General features: G+C 69.1%; 14 protein-coding genes and 1 tRNA gene. 12 read left to right on the top strand and 3 right to left on the bottom strand.

Going from position 1 to position 16,193, the window contains the following annotated elements; genetic code table 11:
- The first annotated feature begins 53 nt into the window (after positions 1-53).
- Complete coding sequence (locus AB0L70_RS31185; protein WP_363690345.1) at positions 54-914, top strand: AraC family transcriptional regulator; 861 nt, start codon at positions 54-56, stop codon at positions 912-914.
- Here AB0L70_RS31185 and AB0L70_RS31180 read toward each other — a convergent pair.
- Positions 856-2,787, bottom strand: a complete 1,932-nt coding sequence (locus tag AB0L70_RS31180; protein ID WP_363690344.1) for a DUF1365 family protein — start codon at positions 2,785-2,787, stop codon at positions 856-858. The genes AB0L70_RS31185 and AB0L70_RS31180 overlap by 59 nt on opposite strands.
- Positions 2,784-4,031 carry an FAD-dependent oxidoreductase gene (locus AB0L70_RS31175; RefSeq protein ID WP_363690343.1) on the bottom strand — a complete coding sequence of 416 codons (1,248 nt, stop codon included), beginning with the start codon at positions 4,029-4,031 and terminating at the stop codon, positions 2,784-2,786. Before AB0L70_RS31175 ends, AB0L70_RS31180 begins: the two co-directional genes overlap by 4 nt.
- A 94-nt stretch (positions 4,032-4,125) precedes the next feature.
- On the opposite strand from AB0L70_RS31175, the gene AB0L70_RS31170 reads away from it, so the two are divergent.
- Genes AB0L70_RS31170 through AB0L70_RS31160 form a run of 3 tightly spaced genes read left to right on the top strand, consistent with a single transcriptional unit; the run spans position 4,126 to position 6,403 of the window.
- Complete coding sequence (locus tag AB0L70_RS31170) at positions 4,126-5,028, top strand: cobalamin B12-binding domain-containing protein (RefSeq protein WP_363690342.1); 903 nt, start codon at positions 4,126-4,128, stop codon at positions 5,026-5,028.
- Positions 5,025-5,462: an SRPBCC family protein gene (locus tag AB0L70_RS31165; protein ID WP_363690341.1), complete on the top strand. Its 438-nt coding sequence runs from the start codon at positions 5,025-5,027 to the stop codon at positions 5,460-5,462. The genes AB0L70_RS31170 and AB0L70_RS31165 overlap by 4 nt, the downstream gene beginning before the upstream one ends.
- Complete coding sequence (locus AB0L70_RS31160) at positions 5,459-6,403, top strand: SDR family NAD(P)-dependent oxidoreductase (protein ID WP_363690340.1); 945 nt, start codon at positions 5,459-5,461, stop codon at positions 6,401-6,403. The genes AB0L70_RS31165 and AB0L70_RS31160 overlap by 4 nt, the downstream gene beginning before the upstream one ends.
- 38 nt (positions 6,404-6,441) lie before the next feature.
- On the opposite strand, the gene AB0L70_RS31155 is transcribed toward AB0L70_RS31160, so the two are convergent.
- A tRNA-Arg gene (locus AB0L70_RS31155) sits at positions 6,442-6,513 on the bottom strand.
- Between the two features lie 179 nt (positions 6,514-6,692).
- Here AB0L70_RS31155 and AB0L70_RS31150 point away from each other — a divergent pair.
- The 8 genes from AB0L70_RS31150 (at position 6,693) to rho (ending at position 16,138) form a co-directional block, all read left to right on the top strand.
- Positions 6,693-6,878 carry a PspC domain-containing protein gene (locus tag AB0L70_RS31150; protein WP_363690339.1) on the top strand — a complete coding sequence of 62 codons (186 nt, stop codon included), beginning with the start codon at positions 6,693-6,695 and terminating at the stop codon, positions 6,876-6,878.
- A gap of 44 nt (positions 6,879-6,922) precedes the next feature.
- On the top strand, positions 6,923-7,450 hold the full coding sequence (locus AB0L70_RS31145) for a hypothetical protein (protein WP_363690338.1): 528 nt from the start codon (positions 6,923-6,925) through the stop codon (positions 7,448-7,450).
- Positions 7,451-7,512: 62 nt separating this feature from the next.
- Entirely contained in the window at positions 7,513-9,171 is a 1,659-nt protein-coding gene (gene argS, locus AB0L70_RS31140) for an arginine--tRNA ligase (RefSeq protein ID WP_363690337.1), read from the top strand.
- On the top strand, positions 9,168-10,574 hold the full coding sequence (gene lysA / locus AB0L70_RS31135) for a diaminopimelate decarboxylase (RefSeq protein ID WP_363690336.1): 1,407 nt from the start codon (positions 9,168-9,170) through the stop codon (positions 10,572-10,574). The genes argS and lysA overlap by 4 nt, the downstream gene beginning before the upstream one ends.
- Complete coding sequence (locus tag AB0L70_RS31130) at positions 10,571-11,863, top strand: homoserine dehydrogenase (RefSeq protein WP_363690335.1); 1,293 nt, start codon at positions 10,571-10,573, stop codon at positions 11,861-11,863. Before lysA ends, AB0L70_RS31130 begins: the two co-directional genes overlap by 4 nt.
- Positions 11,864-11,867: 4 nt before the next feature.
- A complete protein-coding gene (gene thrC, locus AB0L70_RS31125) occupies positions 11,868-12,944 on the top strand; it encodes a threonine synthase (RefSeq protein ID WP_363690334.1) in 1,077 nt (358 codons plus the stop codon).
- Positions 12,883-13,884, top strand: a complete 1,002-nt coding sequence (gene thrB / locus AB0L70_RS31120) for a homoserine kinase (RefSeq protein WP_363690333.1) — start codon at positions 12,883-12,885, stop codon at positions 13,882-13,884. Before thrC ends, thrB begins: the two co-directional genes overlap by 62 nt.
- A 364-nt stretch (positions 13,885-14,248) precedes the next feature.
- Positions 14,249-16,138 (top strand): transcription termination factor Rho, encoded by a 1,890-nt coding sequence (gene rho, locus AB0L70_RS31115; protein WP_363690332.1) that lies wholly within the window; start codon positions 14,249-14,251, stop codon positions 16,136-16,138.
- Positions 16,139-16,193: the final 55 nt, after the last annotated feature.

The following is a 16,193-nucleotide window of genomic DNA, read 5'->3' as shown; positions in this document are numbered from 1 at the left end:
CCGGCTTGCGCGATCCTGCCGCCTTGTCATCGGCACTGTGCTCCACTGGAAGGGTGGATCTGCTCGACGAACTCCGGACCCTGATCACCCGGCACACGGCCGGCCAGCGCGGCGACAGCGTGCACCTGATCGACGGAGTGCTGGTCAGCCGGCGCGACGAACCGACCGAGTTGACCGCGAGCATGGCGCAGCCGTCCGTCGCGATCGTGGCCTCGGGCATCAAGCGGACGATGCTCAACGGCGTCGCCTACGAGTACGGCGTCGGCCAGTTCCTGGTCACGTCACTGGACCTTCCGGTGGTCGGCCAGGCCCTGAAGGCCAGCCACGACGAACCGTTCGAGGTGGTCAGCCTGCGGCTCGATCCGGTGGAGATCGCCCCGCTGCTGGTCGACCTTCCGGACCGACCACCGCAGTACGCCGGTCTGGTGGTGAGCGACGCGACGCCTGACTTGCTCGATCCCGTCGTACGGCTGTTGCGGATCGCCGACCATCCGGACGAGGTGCGGGTGCTGGCGCCGGGGATCCGGCGGGAGATCCTGTGGCGTCTCCTGACCGGCGAACAGGGCGGCCTGGTCCGTCAGATCGGCCTGGCCGACGGCATGCTCGCGCACATCTCGCGCGCGATCAGTTGGATCCGCCGCCACCACCACGAATTACTCCTGGTCGCCGACCTCGCCGAGCTGGCCGGGATGAGCCCGTCGACGTTCCACCGGCACTTCCGCGCCGCGACCTCGATGACGCCGATCCAGTTCCAGAAGCAGATCCGGCTCCAGGAGGCGCGGGTCCTGTTGCGCACCCAGGCCATCACCGCGGCCGAGGTCGGCCTTCGGGTCGGCTACACCAGCGCCGCCCACTTCACCCGCGCGTATCACCAGGCGTTCGGTCGGACTCCGGGTGAGGATCGGGTCGCCTGAGCACGAGTTGGCCGACGTCGAGGTAGCCCGAGGCGAAGCCCGCCTCGCTGTACGCGAGATAGAACTCCCACGTACGCCGGAAGGCCTCGTCGAAGCCCTGTGCGCGAATGGCCGGCCAGTTCACGTCGAACTGCCGCCGCCAGCGACGCAGCGTCTCTGCGTAGTCCTGGCCGAACCGGTGATCGCCCTGCACCACCAGGCCGGTGTGGCGCGCCAGCGTCTCGTCGATCGCGGTCCGGGACGGGATCAGGCCGCCCGGGAAGATGTACTTCTGGATCCAGCTGTAGGAGCGCCGGGTGGCCAGCATCCGGTCGTGCTCCATCAGGATCGCTTGCAGTGCGACCGATCCGCCGGGCGCCAGCACGCGGTCGAGCGTGCGGAAGTACTCCGGCCAGAACTCTTCCCCGACGGCCTCGACCATCTCCACGCTGACGATCGCGTCGTACGAACCGGTCAGCTCGCGGTAGTCCTGCAGGTGCAGGTCGACCAGGTCGGTCAGCCCGGCGTCGGCGACCCGCTCGCGGGCGAGCGTCAGCTGTTCTCTCGACAACGTGATGCCGGTGACGTGAGCGCCACGCCGCGCGGCGGCGATCGCGAGAGTGCCCCAGCCGATGCCGATCTCGAGCACCCGGCTGCCCGGTCCGACCCGGGCCTGGTCGAGGATGCGCTCCACCTTGTTGCGCTGGGCCTCCTCCAGTGACTGTTGGGGGCTGTCGAACAGGGCTGCGCTGTACGACATCCCAGGGTCCAGGAAGGCGGCGAACAACCCGTTGCTGAGGTCGTAGTGCGCACTGATGTTGCTGCGGGCACCATTCGGCGTATTGCGCAGGCGGCTGGGGATGCCTTGGTCGACCAACCGCCGGAAGCGGACCAGCGAAGGCGGCACCAGTTCGGTGAGCCGGGCCGCGAACGGGGTCAGCAGTTCACCCAGGTCGCTGCCCTCGGCCGGCTCCCAGTCACCGGCCGTGTAGCCCTCGCCCAACCCGATCTTGGGGTTCTGTCCCAGCCGTGCGTACAGCGACTCCGGCCGCGCGATCCGTACTGCGGGCGCATCCGGCCCACCGCCGCCGAGGACAGTGCCGTCCGGGTACAGCGCGCGGACTGGAACCCGGTTGAGGATGCGGTTGACGATCAGCCCGGTGATCCGGCCGCGCAGGGACTTCTGTTCAGGCCGTTTCACCACAGGGAGACGCCGGGCCCACAGCCACAACCCGTGCAGCCGGATCAGTGCCGACACCCGCTGTGGCATCAGCGGCATCCGCACCGCTGCGGCCAGGACCGCTCGACGGGTGGCCGGTCGCGGTACGCCGTCGAAGCTCGCGCCGAATACGGTCCGCTGGCCACGCGACAGGCTGACCTGGACTCGCACGCGTTCGCGATCGAGTTCGAACTTGAGCCGATAAGAACCGGACACGTCGTTGAACGGCGAGACGTAGAACTTCTTCGCGGTCTTGGCGCTGCCGTCCGCCTCCGGTGTCAGCAGGTACGCGTGCCGCTCGCCGTAGGTGTTGTGCACCTCGGCGACGACGTACGGGCTGTCGACGCACCAGAACACGGTGATCGGATCGAAGACATGGCCGAGCACGCGGGCGTTGGCGAGCATCAGGACCCGGCCGTCGTACTCGATGCCGTGACTGGCCAGGTAGCGGCGCAGTCCTGCCTTGATCGTCGGACCGTGGCCGCCGAGGTGATCGCGTACGTCGAACCCGCCCAGCGGCCGCAAGTACCAGGGCAGCCTCGGCATATCGTCGAGGTCGACGAGCCACTGGTACACCCGGTGCTGGAAGCCGTGCCGGATCGGGATCGACCGCCCGTGCCGGACAAAGCCGGTGACGACGGCCGGAACGGTGGGGACCTCTCCGACCGTCGTCACCAGCGCACTCCGAAGGACTCCGCCGCCGTCACCCCGGCGCGGCAGCCGTCCTCGTGGAAACCCCAGCCGTGGTACGCACCGGCGAAAGTGGTCCGCCAGGTGTTCAACGACCGCAGCCGCTGCTGCGCAGCCACTGCCTTCGGGGTGTAGATCGGGTGCTCGTAGTCCATCCGCGCGATCACCTTCGCCGGATCGACCGCGTCCGCGCCGTTCAGCGTGACCAGGTAGGTCTCGTCGGTCTCCAGGCCCTGCAACCGATTCATCCAGTACGTCGTCAGTGGGGCGTCACCACGAACGACGTAGTTCCAGGACGCGCGCGCGTTCTTCGTTGCGGGAAGCAACGACGTGTCGGTGTGCAGCACAGTCTCGTTACGGCTGTACTCGAACGGTCCGAGTACGGACTTCTCCGTAGGCGTCGCGTCCGCGAGCAGCTCGAGCGCCTGGTCGGCATGCGTTGCCAGCACGACCCGGTCGAAGTCCGTCGTGCTGCCGTCGGCAACGGTCACCGCGATGCCGTCGGGATGCCGCTGCACGGACCGGACCGGGACGCCGCTGCGGATCGCGTCCAGCCGGTCGGCGACGGCATCGACGTACTGGCGGGAGCCGCCGGTGACGGTCAGCCATTCCGGTGAACCGCTCACCGAGAGCATCCCGTGGTGCTCGAGGAACCGGAACAGGTACCGGGCCGGGTAGTTCAGCGCCGAGCCGCCGCCGCACGACCAGACGCAGGACACGACGGGTACGGCGTACAGGCGGATGAAGGCCGGGCTGAACTTCTCGGCCTCGAGGAACGCGCCGAAGGTGGTGAGATCGCTGTCGCCGGTCCGCTCGACGTAGGCGGCGGCGCGGCGGTGGAACCGGCGTACCTCGGTCAGCAACTTGAGGAAGCGCGGGTCCGACAGCCGCCGGCCCTGCGCGAAGATCCCGGTCATCCCGCGGCCGCCGGCGAACTCCAGGCCCGTGGACGGGTCGCTGATGCTCATGCTCATCTCGGTCGGCTGCGTCCGCACGCCCAGCTCCGTGAACAACCTGCGGAGCAGGGGATAGGTGCGGGCGTTGTGGACGATGAACCCGGTGTCGATCGCGAGCGGGCGCCCGTCGGGGTCGGTCACGTCATGGGTGTGGGCGTGTCCGCCCAGCCTCGGTTCGGCCTCGTAGAGCGTTACGTCGTACTGACGGGCCAGCAGGTACGCGGCGGTCAGTCCGGACACTCCGGCGCCGACCACGGCCACGGTTTCTCGCATCGGCATTCCCTCCGCTTGTCTAAGGTTTGTCTAGAGATTAGACAGCTTGTCTGGCTCTTGTCAAAGTTACGTCTAGGGTTTGTATAGTGTCCTCGTGGAGACTTCGGGGCCGGGCGGTCTGCGGATCGGTGCGTTGAGCAAGCGCGCCGGTGTCAGCGAGCACGTATTGCGTGCTTGGGAGACCCGGTACGGGCTGCTGGCGCCGATGCGGTCGTCCGGTGGCTTCCGGCTGTACTCCGAGAGCGACGTGCACCGAGTGCGGCGGATGCGGGCCTACCTCGCGCAGGGTCTGTCCGCGGCCGAGGCGGCGCGTGCAGTACTGGCCGAGCGGGCCGGAGGGGTGCCCGACTCGGCTGTCGTCCGCGGACCTGGGGTAGGTGGGGCAGCCAGCCTCAGGTCCGCCTTGGACGAACTCGACGAGCGGGCGGCACAGCACGTGCTGGACGAGCTCTTCGGCGCGCTGTCCATCGAGGCCGTCATCCGGGACGTGCTGATCCCGTACCTGCGCGACCTCGGCGAACGATGGAGTCGCGGCGAGGTGACCGTAGGGCAGGAGCACTTCGCCAGCAACCTGATCCGGTCCCGGCTCGCCGGACTGGCCCCCGGGTGGGGTGCCGGCCTGGGCCCGCGGGCATTGCTCGCGTGCCCGCCCGGCGAGTTGCACGACATCGCGCTGCTGTCGTTCGGGCTGGTGCTCCGGCGGTCAGGCTGGCGCGTCATCTACCTCGGTGCGGACTCGCCGATCTCCGACATCGAGCAGGCCGCGGGGGTGCTCGGACCGGACGTAGTGATGCTGGCGTCCTCTGATGCCGGCCGGTTCGAGTCGGTGCGCGCCGACCTGACCCAGCTGGCCCGGGACTGGCCCGTCGCCTTGGCCGGCGCGGGTGCCTCCGCGGAGATCGCGACTGCGGTCGGGGCAGAGCACGTCACTGATGACCCGGTCACCGCGGCGGAGCGGTGGGCGGACCAAGTCGCAACCACAAGGGCGGACCGATGATCGTGATCGAGCGGGAAGTCGTCGTAGCGGCACCGGCGGAGCTGGTGTTCGACTACCTGGCGGACTTCGAAACAACAGAGGAGTGGGACCCAGGCACAGTCCGGACGGTCCGGCTCGAGGGCGACGGTGGCGTCGGTACGACGTACCGGAACGTCTCGTCGTTCGCGGGTCGCGAGACCGAGCTGCGGTACGTCGTGGAGGAGTCGGACCGCCCGAACCGGGTGGTGCTGCGCGGTGAGAACAAGACTGTGGTCGCCCGGGACACGATGACGTTCCGCGGCGAATCCGGCGGCACCCGGGTCACATATCGCGCGGAGTTCCAGCTGAAGGGCCTGGCCCGGTTCGCGGAGCCCTTGATGCGCAGGCCGTTCCGGCGGCTCGGTGACGAGGCCGAGCGCGGGCTGCAGAACGCACTGGGCGCGCTGACGCGATGACCGCCCTCCGCACTGCTCTGGACACGGCCCTGGACCGCACTGTCCTCCCCGGCTACAGCCGCATCGGCTACTTGGTACGCCGTACGTCCTGGCCGGCCGACGACCCGCGGCCGGACGCGCTGCGGGGGAGAACCGCCATCGTCACCGGCGCGTCATCAGGACTGGGCAAAGCAACGGCCCTCGGCCTGGCCCGTCTGGGCGCGACGGTCCGCCTCGCTGTCCGCAACCTGGACAAGGGGCGGACGGCACTGGCCGACATCGAACGCGAGGTACCAGGCGCCGAACTCGTCCTGGACCGCTGTGACGTGTCCGACCTGGAGGACGTGCGCCGGTATGCCAAGGAGCTCGAGGCCGGCCAGATTCACGTGCTGGTGCACAACGCCGGCGTGATGCCGCCCAAACGAGCCCTCAGCCCGCAAGGCCACGAGCTCACCCTGGCCACCCATGTCCTGGGCCCGCTGCTCCTTACCGACCTGCTCCGCCCCAAGCTTGCGGGCGGCCGAGTGATCCTGATCGCTTCCGGGGGCATGTACACCCAGCAGTTGCCGACCGAGGACCCGGAGTACCGCAACGATCCCTACCGCGGCGCGACCGCCTACGCCCGCTCCAAGCGCATCCAGGTAGCCCTGACCCCGCTGCTGGCAACCCGCCTGGCCCCCGACAACATCACGGTCGCCACCATGCACCCCGGCTGGTCCGACACCCCGGGCCTGACGTCGTCACTCCCGCTCTTCACCAAACTCACCCGCCCACTACTCCGCACCCCGGCCGAAGGCGCCGACACCACCGTCTGGCTGGCCGCGACCACCCCCGAACCCCCCACCGGCAAGTTCTGGCACGACAGGCAACCCCGTCCGACCCATTACCTCGCCCGGACCCAAGAATCACCAGCCGACCGCCAACACATCTGGCAGTACTGCCTCGACGCAACTGGCCTCTGAAACGACAAAAGCCGAACCGCAATGGTTCGGCTGGTACGCGCCCCCGGCAGGATTCGAACCTGCGCACCCGCCTCCGGAGGGCGGTGCTCTATCCCCTGAGCTACGGGGGCTCAGGAACGGTCAGAACAGTAGCAGGAAAGTCCTGGCAATCCCGAATTGGGGGACACGTCCCGATGCCGACTGGGGAGAGCCCTGATCCGACCCTGGAAAGGCGGTGCGGCGGGATCGACTATCGCCGAGACGGCGTCATAGTGGTTGTAAGCCCATCTGTGGAAAGGAATCGGTACCCATGGCTACCACTCTGGTCCGCCCGTCCAACGGTCGCTGGATCGGCGGTGTCTGCGCCGGGCTGGCCCGCCGGTTCGGCATCTCTGCGAACACGATGCGGGCGATCTTCGTCATCAGCTGCCTGCTCCCCGGCCCTCAGTTCCTGATCTACATCGTGCTCTGGGTGCTGATGCCGTCGGACGACTGACCCTCCGGCCGCGCGCCCGTCCCGGCATGGCAACCTGGCTGTTCATGAGAGCAGGCAGGTGGCGCCGGGCGGGCGCGGCTGGAATCGCGGCCGCTCTGCTCCTCGTCAGCAGCGGCTGCCAGGTAGGCCCGGCGCAGCCCGGCCCGGCCGAGCTCCGGACCAGTGCACCCCCGTGGGACGCGCCACGCGACGGGGTCTCATACATCGACAAGGCCGGATTCGAACGACTCCCGCTCGACTTCTCCGGACCCTCGCCGTACACCCTGCACATCGCGGTCACCGTCGACGGCAAGCCGGTGCAGATCCCGGCCGGCGTCGGGATAGACCGGCTCCGCGCCGAGCAGGCGGCCATCCACACCCACACCACCGACGGTGTCGTCTGGGTCGAAGCCAAAACCGCCTCCGAGCACCCCACGCTCGCGCAGTTCTTCACCCTCTGGGGAGTCCAGTACGACGCCAAGTGCATCGCTGACGCCTGTACCGCCCTGTCGATCACCGTCGACGGCAAACCGGCGCCCTGGAACACCCCGCTCGTCCGCAACAGCCACGTCACGGTGAGTGCCCGGCACTGACCTCGTACCGGGCTGTGGATAGCGAGTCAAGGGTTTGGGGGCGCGGCCATTAGGCTGAGGCAGTGACTCCGGAACAGCTCGCTGAGAAGATCCTGCAGGCCCTGGCCGCGCTCGCCGACGACGGCACCATCACCGTCGAGGGCGGGCTGCCGCGCGAGCTGAAGGTCGAGCGCCCCAAGAACCCCGAGCACGGGGACTACGCCACCAACGTCGCCATGCAGCTCGGCAAGCGCTCCGGGCTCAATCCGCGCGCCTTCGCCGAGCTCCTGGCCGCCAAGCTGCGCGACGACGACGCGATCACCGCGGTCGAGATCGCCGGCCCGGGTTTCATCAACCTCCGGGTCGCGGCCGATGCCCAGGGCAAGGTCGCCCAGTCGATCGTCGACGCCGGCCCGCAGTACGGCACGGGCGACAGCCTGAGCGGCCAGGCGTTCAACCTCGAGTTCATCTCGGCCAACCCGACCGGGCCGCTGCACCTCGGCCACACCCGCTGGGCCGCCGTCGGTGACGCGCTGGCGCGGGTGCTCACCGCCGCCGGCGCGAACGTCAAGCGCGAGTTCTACATCAACGACCGCGGCGCCCAGATGGAGAAGTTCGGTGCCAGCCTGGCCGCGGCGGCGAACGGGCAGCCGATCCCGGAGGACGGCTACCACGGCGAGTACATCCTCGACCTGGCCAAGGAGATCGTGGCCGAGGTCCCCGGCATCACCGACCTCCCGGCCGACGAGCAGCTGGTCGCGTTCCGCGAGGCTGGGTACGAGCGCCAGCTCAAGGAGCAGCAGAGTCAGCTCGAGCACTTCCGGACCAGCTTCGACGTGTGGTTCTCCGAGCGCAGCCTGACCGAGCAGGACGGCGTCGGCCACGCCATCCAGAAGCTCCGCGAGCAGGGCCATCTGTACGACGCCGACGACGCACTGTGGATGCGGACAACGGACTTCACCGACGACAAGGACCGGGTCCTGATCCGGTCCAACGGCGAGCCGACGTACTTCGCCTCCGACGCGGCGTACTACGTGAACAAGCGCGAGCGCGGGTTCGACGTCTGTATCTATCTGCTCGGTGCCGACCACCACGGCTACGTGAACCGGCTGAAGGCGATCGCGGCCTGCGCCGGCGACGACCCCGAGCACAACATCGAGGTCCTGATCGGTCAGCTGGTGAAGATCCTCAAGGGCGGCGAGGAGATGCGCCTGTCCAAGCGGGCCGGCACCATCGTCACGCTGGCCGAGCTGGTCGAGGAGGGCGGCGTCGACCCGCTCCGCTACACGCTGTCGCGCTACCCGGCCGACTCCCCGCTGACGCTGGACATCGAGGAGATGACCCGCCAGGCCAGTGACAACCCGGTCTACTACGTCCAGTACGCGCACGCCCGGCTCGCCTCGATCCTGCGGAACGCGGACGAACTCGGCATCAAGCTGGACGAGTTCGATCCGGGCCTGCTCAGCCACGAGCGCGAGGGCGACCTGCTCCGTGCGCTGGCCGAGTTCCCGCGCGTCGTCGCGACTTCGGCCGAGCTGCGCGAGCCGCACCGGATCGCGCGCTACCTGGAGGACACGGCGGCCGCGTTCCACAAGTTCTACGACAGCTGCCGCGTGCTGCCGCGCGGCGACGAGGAGGTCGAGCCGGTGCACAAGGCTCGTCTGACCCTGGTCTCCGCGACCAGGACCGTGCTCGCCAACGGGCTGGACCTGCTCGGCGTCTCCGCACCGGAGCGGATGTGAGGGCGCACGAGGCGGGCGCGCTGCACGCCGACATCGGGCACAAGGCGCCGCCGTGGCTGCGCGCGCCACGCGACCCCAACGACCTGGTCACCTCGCTCTGGTCGCTCACTGCGAAGAAGAACGGTGAAGGCGCGCTCGAGATCGGCGGTGTCGACGTCCGGGACCTGGTCGCCGAGCACGGCAGCCCGGCGTACGTCCTGGACGAGGACGACTTCCGCGCCCGCGCCCGCGCGTTCAAGCTCGGCTTCAAGGACTTCGACGTCTACTACGCGGGCAAGGCCTTCCTCTGTACGACGGTCGTCCGCTGGGTGATGGAAGAGGGCCTGAACCTCGACATCTGCAGCGGGGGAGAGCTGGCCGTCGCACTGCGGGCCGGTGCGGACCCCAAGCGCCTCGGGTTCCACGGCAACAACAAGTCCGAGTCGGAGCTGGCCCGCGCACTCGATGCCGGCGTCGGCCGGATCATCGTCGACTCGCAGCACGAGATCACCCGGCTGATCGCGCTCGCCGGTGAGCGCAACGTCGTCGCGCCGGTGATGATCCGGGTCACGGCCGGCGTCGAGGCGCACACCCACGAGTACATCGCGACCGCGCACGAGGACCAGAAGTTCGGCTTCTCGATCACCTCCGGCGCGGCCTACGAGGCCGTTGCCCGGGTCAACGAAGCACCGGAGCTGGAGCTGCTCGGCCTGCACTCGCACATCGGCTCGCAGATCTTCGACTCGTCCGGCTTCGAGGTCGCTGCGAAGCGCGTGATCGCCTTGCACGCAAGGGTTTCCGAGGAGCTCGGCGTGGACATGCCGGAGCTCGACCTCGGCGGTGGTTTCGGGATCGCCTACACCACCCAGGACGACCCGTCCGACCCCGCGCAGCTGGCCACCGAGATGGGCAAGATCGTCGAGCACGAGTGCCGTGCCTTCGACGTGGACGTCCCGAAGGTGTCGATCGAGCCCGGTCGCGCGATCGTCGGCCCGGCGATGTGCACCGTCTACTCGGTCGGCACGGTCAAGGATGTCGAGCTGGATGCGGGCGCCGTGCGTACGTATGTTTCGGTCGACGGCGGGATGAGCGACAACATCCGCACCGCGCTGTACGACGCTGACTACTCGTGCACGCTCGCCAACCGGTACTCCGACAACGAGCCGACACTCGCCCGTGTGGTCGGCAAGCACTGTGAGGCCGGTGACATCGTCGTGCGGGACGAGTTCGTCCCGTCGGACGTGCGGCCCGGTGACCTGGTCGCCGTCCCCGGCACCGGTGCGTACTGCCGGTCGATGGCGAGCAACTACAACCACGTGCCGCGGCCACCGGTGATCGCGGTCAAGGACGGCCGGTCGCGGGTCGTCGTACGGCGTGAGACCGAAGACGACCTGCTGGCACTCGACATGGGGGCGGACGCGTGAACGAGAAACCCTTGAAGGTAGGCCTGCTCGGTTGTGGCGTGGTCGGCACCGAGGTGGTGCGGATCCTGACCGAGCGGGCTGATCATCTCGCCGCCCGGGTCGGCGCCCGGCTGGAGATCGCGGGCATCGCCGTCCGCCGGGCCGGACGCGAGCGCGACATCGCGGTCGACCCCGCGCTGATCACGACCGACGCGCAGGCCCTGGTGTCGCGCGGCGACCTGGACCTCGTGATCGAGGTCATCGGCGGCCTGGAGCCGGCTCGCACCCTGATCCTGTCCGCGCTCGAGCACGGCGCATCCGTCGTCACGGCGAACAAGGCGCTGCTCGCCGAGGACGGCCCGACCCTGTTCGCCGCCGCCGAGAAGTACGAGCGCGACCTGTACTTCGAGGCCGCCGTCGCGGGTGCGATCCCGATCCTGCGACCGCTGCGCGAGTCGCTGGCCGGTGACGACGTGACCCGGGTGATGGGCATCGTCAACGGCACCACGAACTACATCCTCGACAAGATGGACAGCACCGGCGCCGGCTTCGACGAAGCACTCGAAGAGGCACAGGCCCTCGGGTACGCCGAGGCCGACCCGACCGCGGACATCGAGGGCTTCGACGCCGCCGCGAAGGCCGCCCTGCTGGCTAGTTTGGCCTTCCACACCAGGGTTTCCATCGCCGACGTCCATCGCGAGGGCATCACCGAGGTGAGCGCGACCGATATCGCGTCGGCCCGCGCGATGGGCTGCGTGGTGAAGTCGCTGGCGATCTGCGAACTGGACGAACCGACCGACTCGGTCAGCGCCCGGGTGTATCCGGCGATGATCCCGGCCACCCATCCGTTGGCCAGTGTTCGGGACGCGTACAACGCCGTGTTCGTGGAAAGCAAGGCAGCCGGCCAGCTGATGTTCTATGGTCGTGGTGCCGGCGGCGCCCCGACGGCCAGCGCAGTCCTCGGGGATCTCGTGTCCGCCGCGCGCAACCGGCTCAAGGGCGTGCCGGGGGTCGGCGAGTCGTCGTACACCCAGCGAGCCGTGCGGCCGATGGGCGACGCGACGACCCGCTATCACGTGTCGCTGGACGTGGCCGACAAGGCCGGTGTGCTGGCGGCTGTGGCCCAGGCCTTCGCCGAGCACGACGTGTCGATCCAGACCGTCCGCCAGGAGGGCCGGGGCAGTGACGCGCAGTTGGTGGTGGTCACCCACACCGCGACCGACGCCGCGTTGTCCGCGACCGTGGAGGCCCTGCGGGACATGGACACCGTTCGTGAAGTCAGCAGTGTGATGCGGGTAGAAGGCGGGTAGAGGAATGGCGCAGCAGCGGCCTCATCAATGGCGTGGCGTGATCGAGGAGTACCGGCACCGGTTGCCGGTCTCGAACGACACCCCGGTCGTCACGCTCGGCGAGGGCGGGACGCCCCTGGTGGCCGCGCAGTGGCTCAGCGAGCAGACCGGCTGCGAGGTCTGGCTCAAGGTCGAGGGCAACAACCCGACCGGCTCGTTCAAGGACCGGGGTATGACGGTGGCGATCTCGCTCGCCGCGCAGGCCGGTGACAAGGCGGTCGTCTGCGCCTCGACCGGGAACACCTCGGCCTCGGCCGCGGCGTACGCCGTGCGCGCCGGACTGCTCCCGTTGGTACTCATCCCGGCCGGCCGGATCGCGAAGGGCAAGCTGGCCCAGGCCGTCGTTCACGGTGCCAAGCTCGTGTCGATCGACGGTGGCTTCGACGACTGCCTGCGGATCGTGCGCGAGCTGGGCAAGCACTACCCGGTCGCCCTGGTGAACTCGGTCAACCCGGTCCGCCTCGAGGGTCAGAAGACCGCCGCTTTCGAGGTCTGCGACGCGCTCGGCGACGCCCCGGACCTGCACCTGCTTCCGGTCGGTAACGCGGGCAACATCGCGGCCTACTGGAAGGGATACCAGGAGTACGCGAAGGACAAGCTGGCCTCGAAAACCCCACAGATGTGGGGATTCCAGGCCGAGGGCGCGGCTCCGATCGTGCGCGGCTCGATCGTCGAGAAGCCGGACACCGCCGCCACCGCGATCCGCGTCGGGAACCCGGCTTCCTGGACGCTGGCCGAGGCCGCGCGGGACGAGTCCGGCGGCCGGATCGAGATGGTCACCGACGAGCAGATCCTGGCCGCCCAGGGTGAGCTCGCCGCCCGCGAAGGCGTGTTCGTCGAGCCCGCCTCGGCGGCCGGCGTCGCCGGACTGCTGCAGACGAAGGCCCAAGGCCGGCTGCCGGGTGGCTCGACCATCGTGATCACTGTCACAGGCCACGGCCTGAAGGACATCGACACGGCCCTGGACCACGCGAAGGCCGATGAGTCCCCGGTCACACCGGCCGACACCGACGCCGTCGCCCGCGTTGCCGGTCTGGCCTGAGGCGGTCGCGGTGGAGAACAAGGACGACCGTTCGGCGCAGCGGCGGCCGTGTGACCAGGTGCGGGTGCGAGTCCCGGCGACGAGCGCCAACCTCGGCCCTGGGTTCGACGCCTTCGGCCTGGCGTTGACGCTGTACGACGAACTCGTCGTGACCCCGGGTGGTTCCGGCGTCCGGGTCGAGGTGATCGGTCCGGGTCAGGGCGAGGTGCCACTGGACGAGTCGCACCTGGTCGTGCAGTCGATCGAGGCGGGACTGAAGGCGCTCGGTGCCGACGTACCGGGGTATTCGCTGCTGTGTGAGAACAGCGTGCCGCATGGTCGCGGGCTCGGGTCGTCGTCGGCGGCGATCGTCGGCGGGCTGGCCGCGGCGTACGGGCTGGCTGGTGAGCAGCTCGACCGGGACCGGATCGTCGCGCTCGCGACCGAGATCGAAGGGCATCCCGACAACGTCGCGGCGAGTGCGCTCGGTGGCTTCACGATCGCTTGGAGCGAAGGCGGAACCGGCAAGGCGGTCCGGCTCGAACCGAAGACGTCGCTCGTCGCGATCGCCTATGTACCTGACAATCGGGTGCTGACGAAACAGGCGCGCGGTCTGCTGCCGAACGTCGTACCGCATGCGGATGCGGCCGCGAACGCAGGCCGTGCGGCTTTGCTCGTAGCGGCTCTTGACGGGCGGCCGGAGTTGCTGATGACGGCGACCGAGGACCGGCTGCACCAGGACTATCGCGAGTCCGCGATGCCAGAGAGCCTGGCCCTGATGCACAAGCTCCGGGGCAGTGGCCTGCCGGCCGTGGTGAGTGGCGCCGGACCGACCGTGCTCGTACTGGGCGGCCCAGACAAGGCGAAGGGTTTGACGCCGCCCGCGCCGGACGGCTGGACCCGCTATGACCTGGGGATTGATCCAGTTGGCGTACAGGTCTGGTCGCTCGAAGCGGGGTAGCTGCGGAATCCGGTGGTGACCTGCCGGGAATTCCGCGGAACTGACACGCGTTGGACCCCTTGAGTCACCAGAAGGACCCCTAGTGGTGCTAGTCTCGACTCACCCGATCCCCTCCAGGTGATCGGTGAACTCTCGTCACGATCCGGGCTGTGCTCCCGGCACCCTGTGTTGTGTGGCGACCCTCCTGTGGATTTGACCTTGCGCCGCCTGCGCCGGAGATGTCCGGGGGGACTCAGATCGAGCGAGAGCCTCTTGAACCCGCGTCGCCGCCGAAGCCGGAACAGTCGGCACTGCGTCGGTCGTCGGGATGAATTTGATCGATGTGCCTCTGCTACATCGATGATCCGTGTGGGAAGGACCTCACGTGACAGAAACTGTTGAAGCCTCCAGCGGAGCCGGCACCACGTCGGCCCCGGGATCCGACGCTGCGGCGACCACCGCCACGCGTCGCCGGAAGGCCGGAGGCGGCCTCGAAGGCATGCTGCTCCCCGAGCTCAAGCAGCTCGCCGGGACGCTGGGCATCAAAGGCACCGGCGCACTGCGCAAGGGCCAGCTGATCGAGGCGATCAAGGCCGCCCAGACGGGCGGCTCCACCGGCGGTGCCCGGGCGAAGGCCAGTCAGCCGACGCTCGACGAAGGTGCTGCCGAGGCGCCCGTGGCCAAGAAGGCCGAAGCGCCGGCCAAGCGCGAGGGTGGCAGTCGCCGGACCCGCGCCGCCGCTGAGAAGGACTCCGCTGCGCAGAACGGCGCAGACACCCCGGCCGCCGTCGTGGTCGAGGCACCGGCCGCCGCGTCCCAGAACGGGACCGCCGCTGTCGCCTCTACACCGGCTGAGCCGAAGGTCGAGCAGGCCGCGGACAACCGCGCCGACGACCGCGGTGAGAACCAGAACCGCTCGCGCGACAACCGCAACCGCGACAGCGGTCAGAGCCGCGACCGCAACCGGGACAACACGAGGGACAACACGCGGGAGACCTCGCGCGACAACCAGCGTGACAGCCAGGCCCGTGACAACCGTGATGCCAACCGCGACAGCCAGGCGCGTGACAACCGTGACGGCAACCGTGACGGTCAGAACCGCGACAACAACCGGGACAGCCGCGGTGACAACCAGCGGAACCGGCAGGACCAGAACGCGCGCGCCAATGACAACCGCGCCGACAGCCGCGCCGACAACCGTGGCGACAACCGCGACGACCGCGGTGAGGAAGGCGACAGCCGTCGTCGTCGCCGCCGGGGCCGCGACCGGGACCGTAACCGCGACGGCAGCCCGAGCCCGCGCGACAACACCACCCGCAACCGGGGCCGCGGCGAGCGGTTCGACCCGGAGCCGACGATCAGCGAGGACGACGTCCTCGTCCCGGCCGCCGGCATCCTCGACGTACTCGACAACTACGCGTTCGTCCGGACCAGCGGCTACCTGCCCGGCCCGAACGATGTGTACGTCGCACTCTCGATGGTGAAGCGGTACGGCCTGCGCAAGGGTGACGCGATCACCGGTGCGGTCAAGCAGCCGCAGGAGGGCGAGCGCAAGGAGAAGTTCAACCCGCTGGTCCGGATCGACACCGTCAACGGTGCGGACCCGGAGATCGCCAAGCAGCGGCAGGACTTCAACAAGCTGACCCCGCTGTACGCGACCGAGCGGCTCCGCCTGGAGACCGAGCCCGGCGTACTCACCACCCGGATCGTCGACATCGTCAGCCCGATCGGCAAGGGCCAGCGTGGCCTGATCGTCTCGCCGCCGAAGGCCGGTAAGACGATGGTGCTGCAGGCGCTCGCGAACGCGATCACCACGAACAACCCCGAAGTGCACCTGATGGTCGTGCTGGTGGACGAGCGGCCCGAAGAGGTCACGGACATGCAGCGCACGGTCAAGGGCGAGGTCATCGCCTCGACGTTCGACCGTCCGGCCGACGACCACACCACGGTCGCGGAGCTGGCGATCGAGCGGGCCAAGCGGCTGGTCGAGCTCGGCCACGACGTCGTGGTACTGCTCGACTCGATCACCCGGCTCGGACGCGCGTACAACATCGCGGCCCCGGCCAGCGGCCGGATCCTGTCCGGTGGTGTCGACTCGTCCGCGCTGTACCCGCCGAAGCGGTTCTTCGGTGCGGCCCGCAACATCGAGGACGGCGGCTCGCTGACCATCCTCGCGACCGCGCTGATCGAGACCGGCTCGAAGATGGACGAGGTGATCTTCGAGGAGTTCAAGGGCACCGGCAACAGAACCGCCGACGGCGAGGAGACAGCGTGACGAACCAGCCGACCAGTGACGGCGGGTTCATCGCGCACGGGATCGACACCACTCG

Origin of the sequence: Kribbella sp. NPDC051952 (assembly GCF_040680855.1) — a bacterium.
Classification (GTDB): Bacteria; Actinomycetota; Actinomycetes; order Propionibacteriales; family Kribbellaceae; genus Kribbella.
This window is presented reverse-complemented; position numbering and strand designations above follow the sequence as displayed.

Coding starts and splice junctions, on each gene's coding strand:
- AB0L70_RS31175 (WP_363690343.1), bottom strand. CDS start 4,031: ATGCGAGAAACCGTGGCCGTGGTCGGCGCCGGAGTGTCCGGACTGACC.
- AB0L70_RS31165 (WP_363690341.1), top strand. CDS start 5,025: ATGATCGTGATCGAGCGGGAAGTCGTCGTAGCGGCACCGGCGGAGCTG.
- AB0L70_RS31160 (WP_363690340.1), top strand. CDS start 5,459: ATGACCGCCCTCCGCACTGCTCTGGACACGGCCCTGGACCGCACTGTC.
- AB0L70_RS31150 (WP_363690339.1), top strand. CDS start 6,693: ATGGCTACCACTCTGGTCCGCCCGTCCAACGGTCGCTGGATCGGCGGT.
- AB0L70_RS31145 (WP_363690338.1), top strand. CDS start 6,923: ATGAGAGCAGGCAGGTGGCGCCGGGCGGGCGCGGCTGGAATCGCGGCC.
- thrC (WP_363690334.1), top strand. CDS start 11,868: ATGGCGCAGCAGCGGCCTCATCAATGGCGTGGCGTGATCGAGGAGTAC.
- thrB (WP_363690333.1), top strand. CDS start 12,883: ATGAGTCCCCGGTCACACCGGCCGACACCGACGCCGTCGCCCGCGTTG.